This is a genomic window from Streptomyces sp. NPDC104309 (assembly GCF_055584025.1).
Map to the genome: position 1 here is coordinate 1 of NZ_JBVJMV010000018.1, position 18,363 is coordinate 18,363.

19 protein-coding genes are annotated in these 18,363 nt (G+C 68.8%); 6 read left to right on the plus strand and 13 right to left on the minus strand.

All coding sequences use genetic code 11. From position 1 onward, the window contains the following. Positions 1 to 118: 118 nt before the first annotated feature. Together ACZ68L_RS25050 and ACZ68L_RS25055 are read right to left on the minus strand one after the other, a co-directional pair. On the minus strand, positions 119 to 784 hold the full coding sequence (locus ACZ68L_RS25050) for a response regulator (protein ID WP_469580422.1): 666 nt from the start codon (positions 782 to 784) through the stop codon (positions 119 to 121). Further along, positions 781 to 2,181 carry a sensor histidine kinase gene (locus tag ACZ68L_RS25055; protein ID WP_469580425.1) on the minus strand — a complete coding sequence of 467 codons (1,401 nt, stop codon included), beginning with the start codon at positions 2,179 to 2,181 and terminating at the stop codon, positions 781 to 783. The genes ACZ68L_RS25050 and ACZ68L_RS25055 overlap by 4 nt, the downstream gene beginning before the upstream one ends. 151 nt (positions 2,182 to 2,332) lie before the next feature. Here ACZ68L_RS25055 and ACZ68L_RS25060 point away from each other — a divergent pair, with 151 nt between their 5' ends. Beyond that, positions 2,333 to 2,929 carry a GNAT family N-acetyltransferase gene (locus ACZ68L_RS25060; RefSeq protein ID WP_469580427.1) on the plus strand — a complete coding sequence of 199 codons (597 nt, stop codon included), beginning with the start codon at positions 2,333 to 2,335 and terminating at the stop codon, positions 2,927 to 2,929. A gap of 20 nt (positions 2,930 to 2,949) precedes the next feature. Here the strand turns inward: ACZ68L_RS25060 and ACZ68L_RS25065 are convergent, their stop codons facing one another. From ACZ68L_RS25065 to ACZ68L_RS25115, 11 genes are all read right to left on the minus strand, one after another. Beyond that, positions 2,950 to 4,566: a type IV secretory system conjugative DNA transfer family protein gene (locus ACZ68L_RS25065; RefSeq protein WP_469580429.1), complete on the minus strand. Its 1,617-nt coding sequence runs from the start codon at positions 4,564 to 4,566 to the stop codon at positions 2,950 to 2,952. A gap of 1 nt (position 4,567) precedes the next feature. Continuing rightward, positions 4,568 to 5,986 (minus strand): ATP-binding protein, encoded by a 1,419-nt coding sequence (locus ACZ68L_RS25070; RefSeq protein WP_469580431.1) that lies wholly within the window; start codon positions 5,984 to 5,986, stop codon positions 4,568 to 4,570. A 52-nt stretch (positions 5,987 to 6,038) separates the two neighbouring features. Next, positions 6,039 to 7,589, minus strand: coding sequence for an SCO6880 family protein (locus tag ACZ68L_RS25075; RefSeq protein WP_469580433.1), 1,551 nt, complete (start codon positions 7,587 to 7,589; stop codon positions 6,039 to 6,041). Further along, positions 7,586 to 8,941: a hypothetical protein gene (locus ACZ68L_RS25080; protein ID WP_469580435.1), complete on the minus strand. Its 1,356-nt coding sequence runs from the start codon at positions 8,939 to 8,941 to the stop codon at positions 7,586 to 7,588. The genes ACZ68L_RS25075 and ACZ68L_RS25080 overlap by 4 nt, the downstream gene beginning before the upstream one ends. Continuing rightward, on the minus strand, positions 8,931 to 9,803 hold the full coding sequence (locus ACZ68L_RS25085; protein WP_469580438.1) for a DUF8175 domain-containg protein: 873 nt from the start codon (positions 9,801 to 9,803) through the stop codon (positions 8,931 to 8,933). The genes ACZ68L_RS25080 and ACZ68L_RS25085 overlap by 11 nt, the downstream gene beginning before the upstream one ends. A gap of 179 nt (positions 9,804 to 9,982) precedes the next feature. Beyond that, positions 9,983 to 10,291 (minus strand): hypothetical protein, encoded by a 309-nt coding sequence (locus ACZ68L_RS25090; protein WP_018101695.1) that lies wholly within the window; start codon positions 10,289 to 10,291, stop codon positions 9,983 to 9,985. A gap of 284 nt (positions 10,292 to 10,575) precedes the next feature. Continuing rightward, positions 10,576 to 11,214: a DUF402 domain-containing protein gene (locus ACZ68L_RS25095; protein WP_469580858.1), complete on the minus strand. Its 639-nt coding sequence runs from the start codon at positions 11,212 to 11,214 to the stop codon at positions 10,576 to 10,578. 258 nt (positions 11,215 to 11,472) lie between these two features. Continuing rightward, positions 11,473 to 11,814: a hypothetical protein gene (locus tag ACZ68L_RS25100; RefSeq protein WP_469580440.1), complete on the minus strand. Its 342-nt coding sequence runs from the start codon at positions 11,812 to 11,814 to the stop codon at positions 11,473 to 11,475. A 180-nt stretch (positions 11,815 to 11,994) separates the two neighbouring features. Continuing rightward, positions 11,995 to 12,243, minus strand: a complete 249-nt coding sequence (locus ACZ68L_RS25105) for a DUF397 domain-containing protein (protein ID WP_469580442.1) — start codon at positions 12,241 to 12,243, stop codon at positions 11,995 to 11,997. Further along, positions 12,236 to 12,427 (minus strand): DUF397 domain-containing protein, encoded by a 192-nt coding sequence (locus tag ACZ68L_RS25110; protein WP_469580444.1) that lies wholly within the window; start codon positions 12,425 to 12,427, stop codon positions 12,236 to 12,238. Before ACZ68L_RS25110 ends, ACZ68L_RS25105 begins: the two co-directional genes overlap by 8 nt. An 11-nt stretch (positions 12,428 to 12,438) precedes the next feature. After that, positions 12,439 to 13,290, minus strand: a complete 852-nt coding sequence (locus ACZ68L_RS25115) for a helix-turn-helix domain-containing protein (RefSeq protein ID WP_469580446.1) — start codon at positions 13,288 to 13,290, stop codon at positions 12,439 to 12,441. A 196-nt stretch (positions 13,291 to 13,486) separates the two neighbouring features. On the opposite strand from ACZ68L_RS25115, the gene ACZ68L_RS25120 reads away from it, so the two are divergent. From ACZ68L_RS25120 to ACZ68L_RS25140, 5 genes are all read left to right on the plus strand, one after another. Continuing rightward, a complete protein-coding gene (locus tag ACZ68L_RS25120; protein ID WP_469580449.1) occupies positions 13,487 to 13,927 on the plus strand; it encodes an ATP-binding protein in 441 nt (146 codons plus the stop codon). A gap of 116 nt (positions 13,928 to 14,043) precedes the next feature. Then, positions 14,044 to 14,409 (plus strand): iron chaperone, encoded by a 366-nt coding sequence (locus tag ACZ68L_RS25125; RefSeq protein WP_469580450.1) that lies wholly within the window; start codon positions 14,044 to 14,046, stop codon positions 14,407 to 14,409. A 75-nt stretch (positions 14,410 to 14,484) separates the two neighbouring features. After that, positions 14,485 to 15,108, plus strand: a complete 624-nt coding sequence (locus ACZ68L_RS25130) for a GNAT family N-acetyltransferase (RefSeq protein ID WP_469580453.1) — start codon at positions 14,485 to 14,487, stop codon at positions 15,106 to 15,108. A gap of 233 nt (positions 15,109 to 15,341) precedes the next feature. Next, positions 15,342 to 15,734: a hypothetical protein gene (locus ACZ68L_RS25135; protein ID WP_469580456.1), complete on the plus strand. Its 393-nt coding sequence runs from the start codon at positions 15,342 to 15,344 to the stop codon at positions 15,732 to 15,734. Continuing rightward, the gene (locus ACZ68L_RS25140; RefSeq protein WP_469580458.1) at positions 15,731 to 17,602 is read left to right on the plus strand and encodes an alpha/beta hydrolase; all 1,872 of its coding nucleotides are present in this window, start codon (positions 15,731 to 15,733) and stop codon (positions 17,600 to 17,602) included. Before ACZ68L_RS25135 ends, ACZ68L_RS25140 begins: the two co-directional genes overlap by 4 nt. Positions 17,603 to 18,363 lie beyond the last annotated feature (761 nt).

The window sequence follows — 18,363 nt, forward strand, 5'->3', positions numbered from 1 at the left end:
CCGATGGTACTGCAGGGGGGACCCTGTGGGAGAGTAGGACGCCGCCGAACTCCTTTTACGGAAAAGCCCCGTGCCCTTGTGGCACGGGGCTTTTCCGCGTTTACCCCTCTTTTCCTGTTCAGTCGGCGGTGACCAGGCGGGTGTCGTAGGCCAGGATGACTGCCTGGACGCGGTCGCGGGATCCCGTTTTGGCGAGAATGCGCGTGACATGTGTCTTCACCGTCGATTCGGCGAGGTGGAGCCGCTCGGCGATCTCCGTGTTGGTCCAGCCCCGGCCGATGACCGTGAGGATTTCCCTTTCCCGTTCGGTGAGGCTCGCGATGCGGGCGTCCGGCGTCGTGGGGCCGCCGGGCACAGCCGGCAGGTGGTGCGCGTACGCGTCCAGAAGGCGGCGGGTGAGGCTGGGGGCGACCACCGCGTCGCCGCTTGCCACAGCGCGTATGCCGGAGAGGAGTTCCTCGGGCAGCGCGTCCTTGATGAGGAAACCGCTGGCGCCGGCCTGGAGGCCGTCGTAGGCGTACCGGTCGAGGTCGAAGGTCGTGACAATGAGGACGCGCGTGCGGGCGCCGGTCCTGATGATGCGGCGCGTGGCTTCGATGCCGTCCAGGAGCGGCATGCGGATGTCCATCAATGCCACGTCCGGATGGTGCCGGGAGACAAGGTTCAGAGCCTTGTGGCCGTTGGCGGCCTCGCCGACGACCGTCATGTCGTCCTGGCTCTCCAGCAGCATGCGGAAGCCGAAGCGTTGCATCGGCTGGTCGTCCGCGATCAGCACGGTCGTCACGAGGGGGTGTCCTCCAGGGGTAGTCGGAGCCGCACCCGCCAGCCGGCCGTGGCCGGAGCCGTGGCTGTGGCCTGGGTCAGCAGTGGGCCCGCTTCGAGTGTGCCGTCGTAGAGGGATGCCCGTTCGCGCATCCCGGTGATTCCCTGCCCGCCCCCCTCGGGTCCGTTCGGAGCGGTGCCCGTGTCCGTGATCAGGGCCTCCAGCTCCTTCGCCCGGTAGGTGAGCGTGACCTCCGCGGTCAGCGACGGGCCGGTGCCGCCGTGCTTCAGCGTATTGGTGAGTGCCTCCTGCACCACTCGGTAGACCGTCAACTGCCGTCCGGCGGTGGGTGGGGACGGTGGAGGCGTGCCCCGGACGCGCAGGCGCACGGGGAGCCCCGCTGTTCGTACGCCGGTGAGGAGCGCGTCCATGTCGTCGAGGGTCGGCTGCGGGGTGCGCTCGGCCTCGGCGGGGTGGTCGCGCAGGACACCGAGCAGGCGGCGCAGTTCCGTGAGGGCCTGCCGGCTCGTGGTGCTGATGGCGTCCAGGGCTTGGGCCGCCCGGTCGGGGCTCTTGGCCGCGGCGTATGCGCCGCCGTCCGCGAGGCCCGTGATGACGGAGAGGTTGTGGCCGATGATGTCGTGCATCTCCCGTGCGATCCGGGTCCGTTCGGCGGCTGCGGCGAGACGGGCCTGTTGGTCGCGTTCGAGCTCCAGCCGACGGGCGCGGTCGACGAGGGCCTCCGTGTACTCCTTGCGCGTACGGACCACGATTCCCAGCAGGGCCGCGAGTGCGAACGCCCAGAGGTGGGGGACGAACAGCAGGTCCCAGCTGTGCGGGAAGCGCACCGAGCCGGCCACGAGCGGGACGGTCACCAGGGCGCCCGCCCGCGCCAGGGCCCGCATGGGCAGCCGTAGCGCGATGTTGAAGACGACGATCTCCTGCAGGTAGGCGGCCTGGACGAGCGCCCCCGTCCAGACATTGATCAGGGCGAACGGGGTCATGAACACCAGCACGGCCGACGGATGGGTGCGGCGCCACAGCAGCGGTACGGAGAACGCCACGCTCATCAGCAGGACCACGGGTTCGGGCGCGCTCTGGTCGCCGGCCACGGTGCGCCAGCCGCCGGTGGTGAAGTCGAGCACGGCGAAGATCGCCCAGAACGTGGTGAGCAGCCCGTTCCAGACCCCGGGCCGTCGCAGGTCGAACGCGCGGACGCGCTGGAGCAGTTGCTGGAGGTGCCCGGTCAGTGCGGTGGTGCCCGAACCCCGGTCCTTGTGGTCGTCCGTCACGCGTCCATCCTCGCGGGCGGCCGGCCCGAGGAATCCGGTGACGGTGCCGGGCCGGACGGTGAAGTCGAGGTCGTGGACGACGGTGGTGTCTCCGTACCTCTTGGTGAGTTCGTATGCCCTGATCATGCGGTCGACGCTACGGAGGGGGCGTGCGGTGGGCGTCGGACCTGGGGCGGGATGTGGTGGTGCGGGTAGTACCGGGGTACGACGACACCCTGGTCGCCGTGGACCGCGCACGGTGGTTGCGCAGTTCGGGAGGGCGGGACAGGATCGGCCGATGGAGCATGTGATTCGAGCGGTACGAGCCGACGAATGGCCCCTGGTCAAGGAGTTGCGGCTGACCGCCCTGCAGGACCCGGTGGCGTCGATGGCGTTTGTGGAGACGTACGAGCAGAGCGCGGCACAGCCCGACGCGTTCTGGCGGGACCGGGCGCTCGGCGCCTCCGAGGCCGGGAGCGGTGAAGCGCGGCAGTTCGTCGCCGTAGGGCCCGGTGGGCGGTGGGACGGCAGCGTCACCGTGCGGATCGAGCGGCCGGGCGCGGTGGTGCGCTTCGGGGAGGCGGTCGACGTCCACCAGGCCCATGTGGTCGGTGTGTTCGTACGGCCCGAGGCGCGGGGCGGGGGACTGGCGGAGGCGTTGTTCCGGGCCGGGACGGACTGGGCGTGGTCGTTGGGTGAGCCACGGATCGAGCGGGCGCGGCTGTATGTGCACGAGGACAACGCGCGGGCGGCGGCGCTCTATCGGCGGATCGGATTCGTGGTCACCGGCAATTCGGCGCCCGTGCCGGGCGACCCGTCCGCGCGGGAGCTCGAGTACGCGGTGGGGCGGCCGGCGGCGTGGGCGGGGCGCGCGGGGGCCGTCCGGTCAGCGTGAGTCCTTCAGCGTGAGTGCGTTCAGCGTGAGTCCATGAGGTCCTGCGTCCAGCGGGCGCGGGCCTGCTCGCGGGAGCGGAGGAGGGCCAGGGTCGGCAGGCCCGTGGCCTGGCCGGTCGACAGCAGCTCCGGGAGCCGGGGCAGGGGTGCCACCGCGGCGACGTCGTCGAGCACGAGCGTCATTGGTGGGTCGAGCCGACCGTCGGTTGACCGTGCGGCCATGCGGCGGCCGTGCTCGACCACGTGCGAGGCGAGTGCCGTGAGCAGGGGCATCGCTCCGGGACCCGAGCGGGGATCCTCGATCGGTTCACCCACCACATAGAGGGTGCCCCCTTCGTCCGCGAAAGATTCCAGCACGAGCGAATCCGCCCGGTTGGGCGTGCAGGCGTCGCGGATGTGGACCGAGGAGAGCGCGGCGAAGGCCCGTACCGTCAGTTCCTGGGCCATCTCGCGGCGTTCGGGGTGGGCGGTGAGTGCGGACTCCAGCAGGCCGGCGAGTCCGGAGGCGGCTTTGGGGTGGGTACGGAGCAGGCGCACCGGTTCGTGGGCGCTGCCGCCGAGGGCCCAGCGGTGGACCTGGCGGAAGGGGCGGCCGTCGATGGCGGCAGCGTGCAGCCAGCACTTCAGGAGCGTTTCCGCGGTGTCGGCCGTCGTCGCGTCGATACGGGCCTGCGGCCGGACCGGGGCGAGGAGCGCCGTGGAGCGGGCGGCGGCCGTATCGGGCTGCTCGCAGCCCGCCGTGGGGGACCAGTGGAGGCGGGCCGGGGTGTCGCAGAGGTGGCCCGGGTCGTAGACGAGGACCGGGCCGAGCTTGGCGCGGGCGTCCTTCGTCTCGGCCCAGACGGTGGGGTCGGAGGTGACGACGAGCGCGGGCCCGTCGGCCTCCTGGATCGCCTGGACGACGGTGGGGCGGCGGGTGGCGGCCGGTCCGTACATGACGAGGGGGGTGCGGGGGGCGGGGAGCACGGTCGCGTGGCCTGGGAGTGGATCGGTGTCGGACGGTGCGTGCTCCACGGGGGTGGGCGCGGGTACGGGTACGGGCACGAGGGGCGCCGCTGGGGCGGGTGTGACCGCCGGGTGCTGGAGCGTTGGTTGCGGTTGCTGCGCAGACGCAGGGGTGGGGGTGGGTACCGGCTGGGGCTGTGGTGGGGCCTCGGCCTCGGTACGGGCTTCGGCGAGGGTTTCGGTGCGGGGCTCGTGCTGTCGGGACCGTACGGCCTCGACTCCGTCCCCCGTCGTGCCCCCGCCGCCGTACCGTTCGTCGCGCTGCCGCGCGCGTACCGCCCGCCAGCGGGCCACCACGCCCAGCACGAACACCGTCAGCACCACCAGCACCATCAGTTCGCCGATGAACAGGCCCCAGAACAGGCCGTACCCGGAGAGCGCGTCCGCCGGGGTGTTCGGCCAGGCGGCCGGGAGGTCGTGCGGGGTGGTGACGAGTCGACGCATCGCCAGCGGGGTCTCGGTGAGGGTGACCCCTTCCGGCCAGGCGCCGTGCGCGAGGAGTCCGGCCAGGCCGGTGGCCGTCCAGGCCAGGAGCGTCAGCCCGAGCAGGAAGGCCAGCAGCCCTATCAGCAGCCCGTCCGGGATGCCGCCGCTTCCACTGCCCCCGGTACGTACCTCGCCGCGCCCCGCCATGTCATGCCACCGTTGACTCGGACGACTCGTTCAGCCGTTGTTGGTGCTCGATCCGGGCCGCGCGCTGTTCGGCCTCCAGCTCGGCGGCGCGTACGTCCTCCGGGACGAGTTCGGCGGCCGAGGACTCGGTCATCGCGCGGTCGGTGAAGACCAGCGGGCGTTCCGCCTCGGTGATCAGGTGTTTGACCACCTGGACGTTGCCGTTGACGTCCCAGACCGCGATGCCGGGGGTGAGGGTCGGGATGATCTCGACCGCCCACCGGGGCAGGCCGAGCACGCGTCCCGTCGCTCTGGCCTCGTCGGCCTTCTGGGCGTAGATCGTGCGGGTCGACGCCATCTTGAGGATCGCCGCGGCCTCGCGGGCCGCCGCTCCGTCGACGACGTCGCTGAGGTGGTGGACGACGGCCACGAACGACAGGCCCAGCCGTCGGCCGAACTTCAGCAGGCGCTGGAAGAGCTGGGCCACGAAGGGCGAGTTGATGATGTGCCAGGCCTCTTCGACCAGGAAGATGCGTTTCTTCCGGTCGGGCCTGATCCAGGTGTGCTCCAGCCAGACGCCGACGATCGCCATCAGGATCGGCATGGCGATCGAGTTCCGGTCGATGTGTGAGAGGTCGAAGACGATCAGCGGGGCGTCGAGGTCGATGCCGACGCTCGTCGGCCCGTCGAACATGCCGCGCAGGTCACCGTCGACCAGCCGGTCCAGGACGAGGGCGACATCCAGGCCCCAGGCCCGTACATCGTCTATGTCGACGTTCATCGCCTCGGCGGATTCGGGCTCCGGATGGCGGAGTTGGTCGACGATGTCGGTCAGGACCGGCTGCCGGTCGCTGATCGTCTCGTTGACGTACGCGTGGGCGACCTTCAGCGCGAAGCCGGACCGTTCGTCGAGGCCGTGTCCCATCGCGACTTCGATGATCGTGCGGAGCAGGGCGAGCTGGCCGGTCGTGGTGATCGAGGGGTCGAGCGGGTTGAGCTTGATGCCGCCGTTGAGCGCGGCGGTCGGGTCGAGGCGGATCGGGGTGAGGCCGAGCTCCTGGGCGATGAGGTTCCATTCGCCGACGCCGTCCTCGCCCTGGGCGTCCAGGACGACGACCTGGCGGTCGCGGAAGCGGAGCTGGCGGAGCACGTACGTCTTCTCCAGCGCGGACTTGCCGTTGCCGGACTCGCCGAGCACCAGCCAGTGCGGGGCGGGGAGCTGCTGTCCGTACAGCTGGAAGGGGTCGTAGATGTAGCCCTTGCCGGAGTACACCTCGCGGCCGATGATCACGCCGGAGTCGCCGAGGCCGGGGGCCGCGGTGGGCAGATAGACGGCCTGGGCCTGTCCGGTCGACGTACGGACGGGCAGCCTCGTCGTCTCCACCTTCCCGAAGAGGAAGGCGGTGAAGGCGTCCGAAAGCGCGGACAGCGGATCTCGCATGGCGTGACCGACCTCCCTCTCGTTTCTCTCGGTTCTCTCGGTCGTTCCGGGGTCAGCGACGGATGCCGGTGGCGAACGGCAGGGTGTTCACGAAGGCGCGGTGGTGCTCGCGGTCGCACCACTCCAGCTTGAGATACGACTTGCCGGCCGAGGCCCGGATCGTCCGCTTGTCGCGGGCGAGGGACTCGGGCGAACGCGAGGACACGGTGATGTACCCCACCAGGTTCACTCCGGCCGCACCGCTCGCGAGGTCTTCACCCCGCTGGTCGAGCCGGCCGTGTGCGGCGATGTCGCGCGGGTCGACGGTGCGGTTCATCTTGGCCTGACGGCTGGCTTCCGCCTCGTCGTTGGTCTTCTCGGTGAGCATCCGCTCGATGGCGACCTCGGTGGGTTCGAGGTCCATGCAGACGGCGACCGTACGGATCACATCGGGTGTGTGGACGAGGAGCGGGGCCAGGAAGTTGACGCCGACGGGGGTCATCGGCCATTCCTTCACCCAGGCCGTGGAGTGGCACCAGGGCGCGCGGGTGGCCGACTCGCGGGTCTTGGCCTGGAGGAACGTCGGCTCGACGGCGTCGAGTTCGGCCGGCCAGGCGTTGCGCTTGGTCATGGCCTGGATGTGGTCGATGGGGTGGTCGGGGTCGTACATGGAGTGCACGAGGGAGGCGAGCCGGCTCTGGCCGAGCGGCTGGCGCACCCGGATGTCGGCCTCGGCCAGGCGGGCGCAGATGTCGGTGAGTTCGCGCGCCATGACGACGGCGAGGCCCGCGTCCCGGTCGAGCTTGCGGCCGGCCTCGGGGCGGGCGGCGCGGGCCATGGCGTTGGCCTCGGCGGCCAGCTCGCGGGTGAAGTGCATGCAGGCGACGAGGTAGGCGCGGTGCTGCTCGCTGGAGGTGGAGACCATGGACTGGAGCTGGTCGTACGAATCCCGCAGCCAGCCCGGGGACGTGTGGTCGCCGCGCTGGGCGACGTCCTTGGCGTGGGCGTCGGGGTCGGCGGGGAGGGTGCGGGCCAGCATCTGGATGCGGGTGACGAAGCCGTCGCCGTTGGCGACGTGCTTCAGCAGCGTGCCGAACCGGTCGACGAGGGCTTCCTGGTCCTCGCTGTCGCGCAGGCCGACGCCGGGGCCCTCGATCTCGATCGCGGCGGTGACGGTGCGGCGGTCGGCGTGCAGGAGTACGGCGATCTCGTCCGGTCCGAAGGGGGCGGCGAGCCAGTTGATCCGGCCGATGCCGGGGGGCGGGCCGATCTCGACCTCGCGCCCGTCGGCGCCGATGCCCGCCTCCATGGCGCCGGAGCGGTAGGCCGTACCGCGGCGCAGGGAGCGCTTGTAGCTGCGGTTGATCTCAAACCATTTGTAGAAGGTGCGGTGTTTGTACGGGAGGTACACGATCGCCAGGGCGAGGATGGGGAAGCCCGTGAGCAGCGCGATCCGCGGGGCCAGGTAGGGGACGAGCAGCCCGCTCATCATGCCGAGGAACGCACCCGCGATGATCAGCGCGATCTCGCCGGTCTCGCGGTTCTTGCCGACGATCGCGTTCGGCCGGGCGCGGCCGATGAGATACGTACGGCGGGGCGCGATCGTGTGGGACGGAGTCGTCAACGCCCTCCACCTCCCGTGCTGTTGTTACCTGAACTGCCTGATCCGCCGCCTCGGGGGGAGCGGCTGCCGTGCGGGGTGCCGGAGACCGGTCCCGATCCGCTGCGGGGCGGAGGTGTGGCCGAGGGGGCGGATCCGCTCCCGCCGCCGGAGTTGCGGGAGCTGTGCGCGGCGACACCACCGCTGACCGCATTGGCCGGCCGGGCGCCGCCGCTGCCGCTGTCGCCGCCGTTCTGGCCGCTGCGGCTGCTGTGGGTCTTGATGCCCTGGGAGACGAGGGCGGCCGGTGAACTGATCATGGCGGCGGCCTGGGAGCCGTCGGTGGCCTGCTTGCGGTTGGTGCGGGCGCCCTGGATCTCGTCGCCGAAGCCGGGGACGAACCGGTAGATCATCGCGGAGGCGAAGATCGCGAGCAGGATGATGGCGAGGCCGGACACGACGGCGGAGAACGCGTTCGGCCCGTCGTCCTGGGAGAGCGCGCCGGCCAGCCCGAGCACGACGACGATGACCGGCTTGACCATGATCACCGCGATCATGATGCCTGCCCAGCGGCGGACGTGGCCCCACATGTTCTTGTCGACGAGCCCCGCGTAGACGACGGTGCCGAGGAGGGCGCCGACGTAGAGCAGGGCGGCGCGGATGACGAGCTCCAGCCAGAGGATGCCGGCGGCGAGGATCGAGACCAGCGAGACGACGATCAGCATGATCGGTCCGCCGCCGATGTCGGAGCCCTTCTTGAGTGCTTCGGCGAACGATCCGAAGAAGACGTCCGTCTGCCCGCCGGAGGACGTGGCGATGATCTCGGTGACGCCGTCGGTCGCGGAGACGACCGTGTAGAGGATCAGCGGGGTGAACGCCGAGGCGAGGACCGTCAGCCAGAGGAACCCGATGGCCTCGGAGATCGCGGTGGTCAGCGGCACGCCGCGGATGGCGCGCTTGGCCACGGCGAGCAGCCACAGGACGAGGGTGAGGACGGTGGAGGCGGCGAAGACGATCGCGTACTGCTGGAGGAACTTGGTGTTCGTGAAGTCGACGTTGGCGGTGCTCTTCACGGCGTCGCTGAGCTTGCCGACGATCCACGCGGCGGCGTCGGCGCAGCCGCGGGCGAGGGAGGAGAGGGGGTCGAGTGCGTTGTCGGGGCTGCTGGGGACGGTGGAGGGGGCGCCTGCGTCGCCTTTTTCGCAGTAGTCCTTGGCGGGGCCGACGATGAGGTCGCACTTGTCCTTGGCGGACGGTGTGGTTGAAGGGCCGGGAGTCGGATCTGCAGCCGCACGAGTTGCCAGGATTACTGCTGTTGCCTGGACGCTTGCCAGGACCGCACCGACTTTGAGTACGAGACGTGAACTAGCGGGCATAGGTGAACCCTCCGTACTCCTCGACGGCCTTGGCGATCTCGTCGGCGTTGGAGGCCGTACGGTCGGTGTTCACCGGTGCCGGTCCCTCCCTCTGGGAGAAGCTGTCAACCTTCCAGTCGTTGCCCTCCCACTGGAGTTTCAGCGTCATGGTGAACCAGTCATTGCTCACCGGGTTGGTGGAACTGACTCCTGCCGTGCCGAAGACTCCTGTGCACCAGACCTCCACCGTGGTGGAGGTCTGCGAAAACTCGATTACCTTGGTTCCGACCGGAGCAGTCCGCGAGACGTAGGTCATGCCAGCAGCTGCGTTGCCGTTTTCGTCAAGGCCGATCTTGTCGAGGAAGTCCTTGCTGTATGCCTGATTGAACTTGGTTTCGAGTTCGCTGACCCTGGCGGGGACGAAGATCTGGCGAACGATCTCGGCGCGTCTGGCCGGCTTGAGGATGTCCGCAGAAACGAGTGCCACCGAGTAGTTCGTGGCCGCGCTCTGCGCCCCCTGCTCGTCATGGGCGAACCCCGACGGAATCGAACCGTTCTTCCCCGTCACCGGCTTCGTCCCCGTGGCCGCCGTGGACGACGAGTCCGGTTTGCCCCCGCCGCTTCCCGAGCGACCGCCGTTGCCGTCTCCGCTGCCTCCGCTCATGTTCGCGAACGCGATAGCCGCGATCAGGAGGACGACCACGCCGACCACCGTGACGAGGGAGCGGGAGCTGCGGGCGGGGCGGCGGGGGGTGCCGTAGCTGTCGCCGCCCTCGCGGTCGGGAAGGCGGGTACGGGTCTGGCGCGTACCGCCGATGGTGCTGTATCCATCGTCCGTACGGCTCGAACCGCTGCCGTAGCCTTTCTCGTCGCCGGGACTCATGCCGCGTACGCCCCCTCAACCGTTTCCTGAACCGGGTAGTACGACGGTAGCCGTGCGGGTTCCCGCGCGGGCGCGGTGTGGTGACTCGACATCAGGGAGACGCAACCTCTGCCGGTGGGCACGACGGACGGATGGTGTGGGGGCGGGCTGGAGTGCCCCTGGCGTGGGATGACCGCCGGTCAGACGGCCATCCCGTAGACGATGGTGAACAAGGTTCCCAGAGATCCGATGATGAACACACCGGTCAGACCGGCAACGATCAGCCCCTTGCCCTGCTCCGCGCTGAACGTGTCGCGCAGGGCCGTGGCGCCGATGCGCTGCTTCGCCGCGCCCCAGACCGCGATGCCGAGGCAGAGCAGGATGGCAATGGCCATCACGACCTCGATCATTACGCGGGCCTCGTTGCCCAAGGTCCCGAACGGCCCCCAGTTCGGGGCGATTCCGCCGATGATGGTGGTGATGTCGCCCTTTTCAGCTGCCAGGATCATGTAAGTCACCGCCCCTGTTGGGTAGTTCATTGCCCCTGCCACACGACACGGGTCGCTCTCTATCTTCGCTGATGAAACTGCTCTCGTACGACGGCTTGACGGCTCTCTTTAGCCGGATCTCGTACGTTTGACCGATCCGACCCCCTGACCTGCGGATCGAATCGGTGTATGACCGAATACGTATGGTTACTCTGTGTATCACGGGGGGTGACGTCGGGCAATGAATGCCATCCCGCCACCCTGGCCGAGACCTTCGCGCAGGGCCCGGCCGTCGCTTGGCCAGGTCAGAGCAGGGGGTGGCGCGGGGCGGGTGGCCGGGGCGGTGTCGTCCAGTTCGGTGGCGGCCGGAAATCGCACCAGGTGCCGTCGAAGGGAAACGTTCCGGCTTCGGCGAGCCGTACGACCGAGTCGCCCTCGCTCCGGATGGCCGATGCCTCATCGGCCGACCAGTAGGCCGGGTCACCGGTCTTCTCGGCGAAGGACTGCTCGTCCTTCCACCGCCAGCTCCGGTCCGGCGCCACGTTGATGTCGAGTTCGTGGTCGGTGATGTCGATGTCGTCACCGTGGTGGACCCGGCGCTCCAGATTTACGTACCAGCCACGGAACTTCTGTCTGCGGCCGAAGAGCCAGAGAACGGAGTGCGAGGCGTCGGCGGGCTGGTAGAAGAGCGCGCTGCCCATCGGCCACCGGCCGGCGACCACGGGATACCCGTCGGCCGGGCGGTCGTGCGGGGCGATGTCCCGCAGATGCGCCCCGCATGGAATCTCCGTACGCCACATCGGTGTGCCGGCCTCCATCCACACCAGCTGGCCCGCTTCGGTGCGCTCGACGAGGCGTACGGGCACCGAGGCGCTCAGGTGTCCGCCGATGAAGAAGTTCCAGCGGAGTATCCGGCCCGGGTCGTCGCTCATGTTGTCGATCATGCCCGGGGCGCGGTGGGCGGACACGTGATCGGCGAATCGGTTCGGCGTGCCGCCGTGTGTGTGGCTGGACACGCCGGGAGTGCCGGTCCTGCGCATGAATCGGTCGAACTAGCGGATAGTGGTGTGATCTGATGAGTCGTCCGCAGTTCGAGGGGGTCCATGCCGCGTATGGCCGGTGGGACTGCTCGGCGTGACCGCCAGGTCCGGACGGGGCAGGAGTACCAGTTCAGACCCTCCGCCTCTGCGAGGCCTGCGGTCTCAACGGGCTCCGTTGTTCTCGATGAGCTTCACCAGGGCCTTTGCCGCGCCGGTGATGCCGATGACACCCTGGCTGCCGCGAGAACCCCAGCCGGGAGTGGTGTTGTACTTCCGCCCCTGGAGCGTCAGGGAGACGGTCTGTCCGCCGGTGACCCACATGCGCTTGGCGGTGACCTCCCGGAGGGGCGCGGAGTCGATCACGTCTCCGTTCGTGCCCACGAGTGCGAGAGTCCCGTCCGCGCCGATGACGACCGAACCGTGCTGGGCGAGCGGCTTGATGCCCTTGCCGATCTGGGAGTCGGCGAAGACCACGTCCTGGTTGTTCATTTCTTTGTCGGTCATGCCGGGAAGCGTGGCAGCAGGCATCGGGAGCCGCCAGGTTTCGGCCGTCGCTGTACCGAGTTCTGCGGCGATCCGGGACAGAACCGGGATGATCCGGCATCCCTGGAGGCAGCCCCTGTGCGGGAACGTGACGGTCGACCCGGGAGGTGTCACGTTACCGCGCGGGGGTGGGGCCGGCGGTCAGTGCCGAGTCGGTGGGTTCTCCTCGTCGCCGCCCTCGGTGAAGTGGTCGAACTCGCCGGCCTGGACTCCCTTGGTGAAGGCGTCCCACTTGATCTGGGTGGTGGTGACGACGTTGGTGGGGTCGCCGGTCTCGCGGAGATGGACGAGTTCGTCCGGGCCGAAGGCGATCTCGATCCAGGGGCCGGGGCCCTCCTCGCCCTCGGGGGCGGCGCGGACCCAGGTGAGGTCGGTGGGGATGTCAGCCATGGGCGTGGCTCTCCTTCAAGGTGCGTACGAGGGCTGCCCACGCGGTGGGTGTGGTGCGGAGTATCGCCCCGGTGGGGTCGCCGCTCTCGGTGAGACAGACCGTGCCGGGGACGGGGGCGGCTATGTGTACACAGGAATTTCCCTGTGCGCAGTAGGACGATTTCTGCCAGGCGGGAGCGGGCATCGTGGGTTCCTTCACAGGTCGCGGGCGATGTTGTGGATGAAGTCCCTGGACTCTTCGCGGTCCAGCGCGGTGGCTTCCATGCGGGCGAACAGGATGCGGTACTTCTCCAACTGGGCCTCGGCGTCGAGGAAGACGGGGCCATGGGACTGGTCCAGGTTGACGGTGTCGAGCTGTGGGACCGGGCCGAGGAAGTAGTAGATCGACTGACCCGACCCGGCAAGGGTTCCGGCGGAGAAGGGGATGACCCGGAGGGTGATGTGGTCGCGCTCGCCCATGTCGAGGAGGTGCTGAAGTTGCTTGTGGGTCACCTTCGGGCCGCCGAACTGCATCCGCAGTGCCGCCTCGTGGACCACGGCCTGGTGCGGCGTCGGTGATTCCCGGAACAGCACGGCCTGTCGTTTGATACGGAACGAGATGCGGTGCTCGATGTCGGGAGGCGACAGCTCGGGCACGTCCTGGCGGAAGACCTCACGTGCGTATTCCGCGGTCTGGAAGAGGCCGGGGACATGGATGGTGACGGCTGTGCGCAGCCTGTGGGCGTGGTGCTCGATTTCCGCCAGGTCGAGGAGCGGCGCGGGCAGGGTCCCGCGGTACTCCTCCCACCACCCGCGCGTGCGGTCACCCGTCATGGCGGCCAGGGCGTTGACCAACGCATGGTCCGAGCAGCCGTAGTGGCAGGACAGGGTGCGCACCCGTTCGGCACTGACGCCGTAGCGGCCGGCTTCGATGTTGCTGATTCGCGCCTGGTTGCCACCGAGGAGCCTTGCGGCCTCGGGCGCGGTGATTCCGGCGCGCTCGCGCAACTTGCGGAGTTCGGCCCCCAGCCGTTGGCGACGGGCTGTTGGTGTGGCGCTGGATGACATCACTCGCTCCCCGGCTTGGTCACCCACACGAGGGTATCTGTCATGTAATCCATGAAGTTCATGGAATGCATTCCATGTTTCGCTCTACTGTCAGGCTCAGGCCACTCGCCCGGAAGTACCCCGCTCGACGGAGCGGTCTCGTCACCGGGCAACCCGAAGCGCACCCTTCAACTCTCCTCCGTGATCGGAGACTTCCATGGTCAGTGCCACGGTATCCCCGCCCTGGGCGTACACCCTCCAACTCCCGCAGGATCCCCGCGCTCCCGGCGTGGTCCGCTCCACCCTCCGCACCGTCCTGCGCGTGCACGGCATGCGGGAACTCACCGAGACCGCAGAACTGTTGGCGAGCGAACTGGTCACCAACGCCTACCTGTACTCCTCGGGGGCCTACTCCCTGCGCCTGCGCGACGCCGGGCGCAGCCGTGTACGACTGAGCGTCTGGGACACCAACCCCCACATCCCCGCCCCCTTCCAATGGAGCGCCGAAGCCCCGGAAGAGCTCGCCGAACGCGGGCGGGGGCTGTACCTCGTCACCCTCTACGCGGAGAGCTGGGGCGCCCACCCCATGGGGACCGGACTGCCCGGGCAGGGCGGGAAACTGCTCTGGGTGGAATGCGCGGCCAAGGGGGAGGAGTAGGGCCTCTCGTCCGGATCACCCCGGGCTCGCGAGCCCTGGTCCGCATCCGAACGAACGACCCCAGGTCGTGGTCCGGGCCGGGCGACAGACACGCGGGGCGGGCATAGCCTCGTTGCATGGTACGGAGCGAGGCGAAGGACGTGGCCGGGTATCTGGCCGAGGTGCCCGAGGAACGCAGGGATGCCCTGGAGAGACTGCGGCGGCTGTGCCGGACGGAGCTCGCCGGTTTCGACGAGGTCATGGCGTACGGGATGCCCGCGTACGAGCGGGACGGTGCCGTCGAGATCGCGTTCGCCGCCCAGAAGCAGTACATCTCCTTCTACCTGATGCGCAGTGACGTGCGCGAGGCGTTCACGGAGCGGCTGGCCGGACAGGACATGGGGAAGGGCTGTCTGCGCTTCCGCAAGGCGGAGGCCATTGACTACGACCTGGTGCGGGACCTGCTCCGGGCCACGGCGTCGGGGCCGGGCGCGGTCTGCTGAGCGGAGCCGCCCCCCGTCCGTGAACGGTGGAAATTCGTTGGTGGTGGGGCGGGAGGCCCACGTAAGAAGGGGGGTATGAGTGCCTCCGCCTCCATACCCCCGGCCGCCGACCGGCGGGCCTTCGTCCGTGCCACGCTCGACCTGGGGGACGTACTGCTGCGCCCCTGGAGCCGGGAGAGCGCCGATCTGGAGGCGATGCTGGACGGGCTGGTCGCCGCCGCGCCGGACCCGCTGATCGCCCGCTGGACCCCCTTGCCGGCCGCCGATCGCACCGAGGCCATGGCGTGGCTGGAGCTGCGCGAGGGCAGCTGGGACCGCGGCGACGCCGCCACCTTCGCCGTACTGGGCGAGGCCGACGGCGCACTCCTGGGCGCCGTCGCCCTGCGCTGGGTCGACCGCGCGGACGGCCTGGCGATGATCGGCTACTGGACGCTCCCGGCCGCCCGTGGACGGAACGTGGCCACCAGAGCGACATCGGCGGTGACCGACTGGGCCTTCAGTACCGCCGACGCCCGCCGGATCGAGATCGCCCACGCCATCGGCAACGAGGCCTCCTGTCGGGTTGCCCGCCGCTGCGGCTTCCTGCTTGAGGGCACGCTGCGCCAGTCCTACCGCTACGGCGACGGGGCGTACCACGACGAGCATCTGCACGCCCGTCTGGCCGCCGACCCGGTTCCGGCCGGCCCCGCGACGGCCTGACCGGCACGTACAGCCGGCCGGCCCGCATGCCGGAGCCCGTCGCGGAGGGGCGGGAACCAATCACCGTGGCCAACCGGCTCGGGTGTCACACGGGGATAGCCCGTTCGGGTGAACCGTGGGTCGTGGTGTGCCGGGCCCTGCTGGGGCACAGCACCTTGAGGCGCGTGCGGGCGCGGCGTGTCGCCCGCACGGGATTTGGCACAGTGCCGCTCCACGATCAAGGACGGAGCGGGGTGACCGGAGTGACAGTGGTGGGACAGCCGGGGGGCCGTCAGCGGCTGAGCGATCTGGCGGGGCTGAAGAGCGGCGGCGACGGGGACGTACTGAAGCACAGCGACGGGCCCTGGCAGCGAGCGGCCGGTGGCGCGGAAGTGATGTGCACGCACCTCGGCCCGGTGAAGACGGAACTGGAGACCGCGCACGAGGGACTGCTCGCGGGGACCGCCGGGCTGACCGCGCTGGCGGAACTGGGCGCCGTGCGGGAGTCGTGGGAGCGACGGTTCGAGGCCGCGCGGGGTGAGTGCGGGGCCCTGGCCGGCAAGCTGCGGGCTGTCGCCAGGGCCCAGAGAGAGACGGACGAAGCCGTGAAGGCGTCGTTCGCGCCGGTTACGGGTGGACCGCGATGACTCTCACCTGGGCACAGTTACGGGACCTGAGGTGCGCCGAACTGGAGGGGGCGGCCGACGGGTGGGGCAGGGCGAGCAACCGTGCCGACGCGGGCCGGGACCGGATCGAGACGCAGATGCTGAACGGGTTGCGCGGTACGCAGCGCGGCGAGGCGGCGAGCGCGGCGGTCGGACGGCTGCGGCAGCTGAGCAGCAACCTGCAGTACGTCTACACGGAGTGCGGGTTGCTCCGTACGACGCTGAACAGCATGGCCCACGAACTGCGCGCCCAGCAGCGGGCGTTGCACGAGGCCTTGGACGACGCCGAGTCCCTGAAGCTCACTGTGCACGCGGACGGTTCGGTGACGTACCCGGCGGCGGGAGAGGGCCTGATCGACGGCAGGCCGTTGCCGGGCGGCAAGGCCTTGGCCGACGCGGCGCCGGGCGTCCTGCCGCCCTCGGGCCTGGTGGCGCCGAACCCGAACGCGGCAAAGGCGCAGGACATCGCGGACCGGGTGGCGAAGGCCGTGCGGACGGCGGCCGAGATCGACTGGCGGTACGCCCGCATCCTGCGTCGGCTGAAGGCCGCGGAAGGGCTGAAGGTCCCCGACACCACGTGGACCGATGCGGCGGGCGATGCGGCCACGGTGCGGGACGCGGCGCGCGGCTACCTGAAAGACGGCATCCCCCGCGACGCGTCACCGGCCGAGCGGAAGGCATGGTGGGCCGCCCTGACGGACGAACAGCGCGAGGAGTACCTGGCGGTGTACCCGGACCAGATCGGCAACTTGGACGGCATTCCGGCCTTGGTGCGGGACGCGGCGAACCGGGACAACCTGCAGCTGCTGATGGGGAAGCTGGAGGGGCGGGACGACGCGAAGTCGGAGACGCAGCTCGCGGGGCTGCGGGAGATCGACCGGCAGTTGCGGGAGGGGCGGCAGCCGCCGATGTTCCTGCTCGGCATCGGGGACGAGGGGAACGGGCGGGCGATCGTCTCGTTCGGGAATCCGGATGCGGCCAAGAATGTGTCGGCGTATGTTCCGGGGCTGAATACCTCCCTGGATGAAGAGTTCGCGAAGGGTGATTTGAAGCGGGCCAGAGATACAGCTATTGGAGCGAAAGAAATGAACCCGGGCACTCCCAGCGCTTCGATCGTTTGGCTCGGATACGATGCGCCGCAAGCCTCAGTCGCTGATCCTCTGGGAAGCTTGGATGTGATGGGTGAAGGGGATGCGAGGATTGGCGCTCTTGCATATAACAAATTTATGGCCGGTATTTCTGCAACCAATCAAAACGACGATCCTCATATCACGGCGATTGGTCACTCATATGGATCCCTGACGGTCGGTCTTGCTGCTCAAGAGCGAGCTGGTATCCCAGGCGCTGACGACATCATTCTGGTTGGCAGTCCAGGAACGGGGGCGCGATCCGCTGACGAGCTTGGTGTTGGAAAGAATCACGTTTTCGTGGGGGCGGCTGAGAACGATCCTGTTACCAAACTACCTAACGGTAAGGAAGCGAGCGGCATTGGGACTGGTGTTGCAGGCGGGGCATCGACAGGTTTTGTGCTGGGTGCGAGCACGGGTCCGGTAGGTGCTGTCATCGGTGGCGCAGCGGGAGGCATCGCTGGCGGATTCGCCGGCTATGCGGCACAAGATGCGCAGGCGGATGAAAGCGAGGCCTGGTTTGGAACCGACCCGGCCCACCGGGACTTCGGAGCAAATAGGTTCGCGGTGAGCGACGGCCCGCGCCCATTCGAGCGAGGGCACGAACCAGTGGAAGCGCATTCGAATTACTTCAACCCGTCCAAAGATCAGATGTCGGCAGACAATATTGCGAGAATCGTTTCAGGGAAGTCGGAACAGATTCAACGGGAGCATCCCAGGTGAGATTGCACTCTGCTTTTTTGGTGACAGCGCTGCTCCTCCTGTCGGGATGTGGAGTTATGAATGGCTCGGCGGGTTCAGGTAATGGTGGTGGTGGTGGTGGGCATATGAACATGCAAGAAGCGGCAAAAAAGGCGGATGAGATCCTCGATGATACGTTTGCGAGAATTAAGCCGCCAGTTCGTTGGGTTCATGGAGAGTCCACAGAAGGGAGGTGTGATGTATCTCGGCGACGTGCAGTCTTGACTGTAATTTCTGCGGCGCGAAGAGGGAGCTTCTTCGGAATTGTGGAGCGGGGCTGGAAGGAATCTGGATACCGTCAACTTGGAGTGAATGCAAACTCATCGAGTCCTGCAACTTACTTTGAGACGCCGGATGGATTCCGAATTCGGCTTCTCGTCGGAGGCAGCGGTCAGGCGTTCTTCGAAGTGGCAACGCCGTGCGTCGACGAGTCAACGGTCGCACCACCCACCCCGGCATCTGGCGAGGAGGGGCGCGCGGGGCAGCCGGTGCCGGGCCCCAACGTCCGCTCGGACTTCTGGTCCGCCGGGGTGCCCTGATGTCACGTCTCCGCCATCAATGACCCATAACCAGACGGTCGGTGGCGGAAAGGGACGTGCCGATCACCTGGGACTTTGAGTCCTTCATTGGGCCCTGGGGCCCATGCCGCGCCCAGTGTTGGTGTGGTCGCATACAGAGACCGGGGGAACTGTCGCTGCGCCCACTCACAAAGCTGGGAGATTCGCCGTGTCTGGCATACGAGA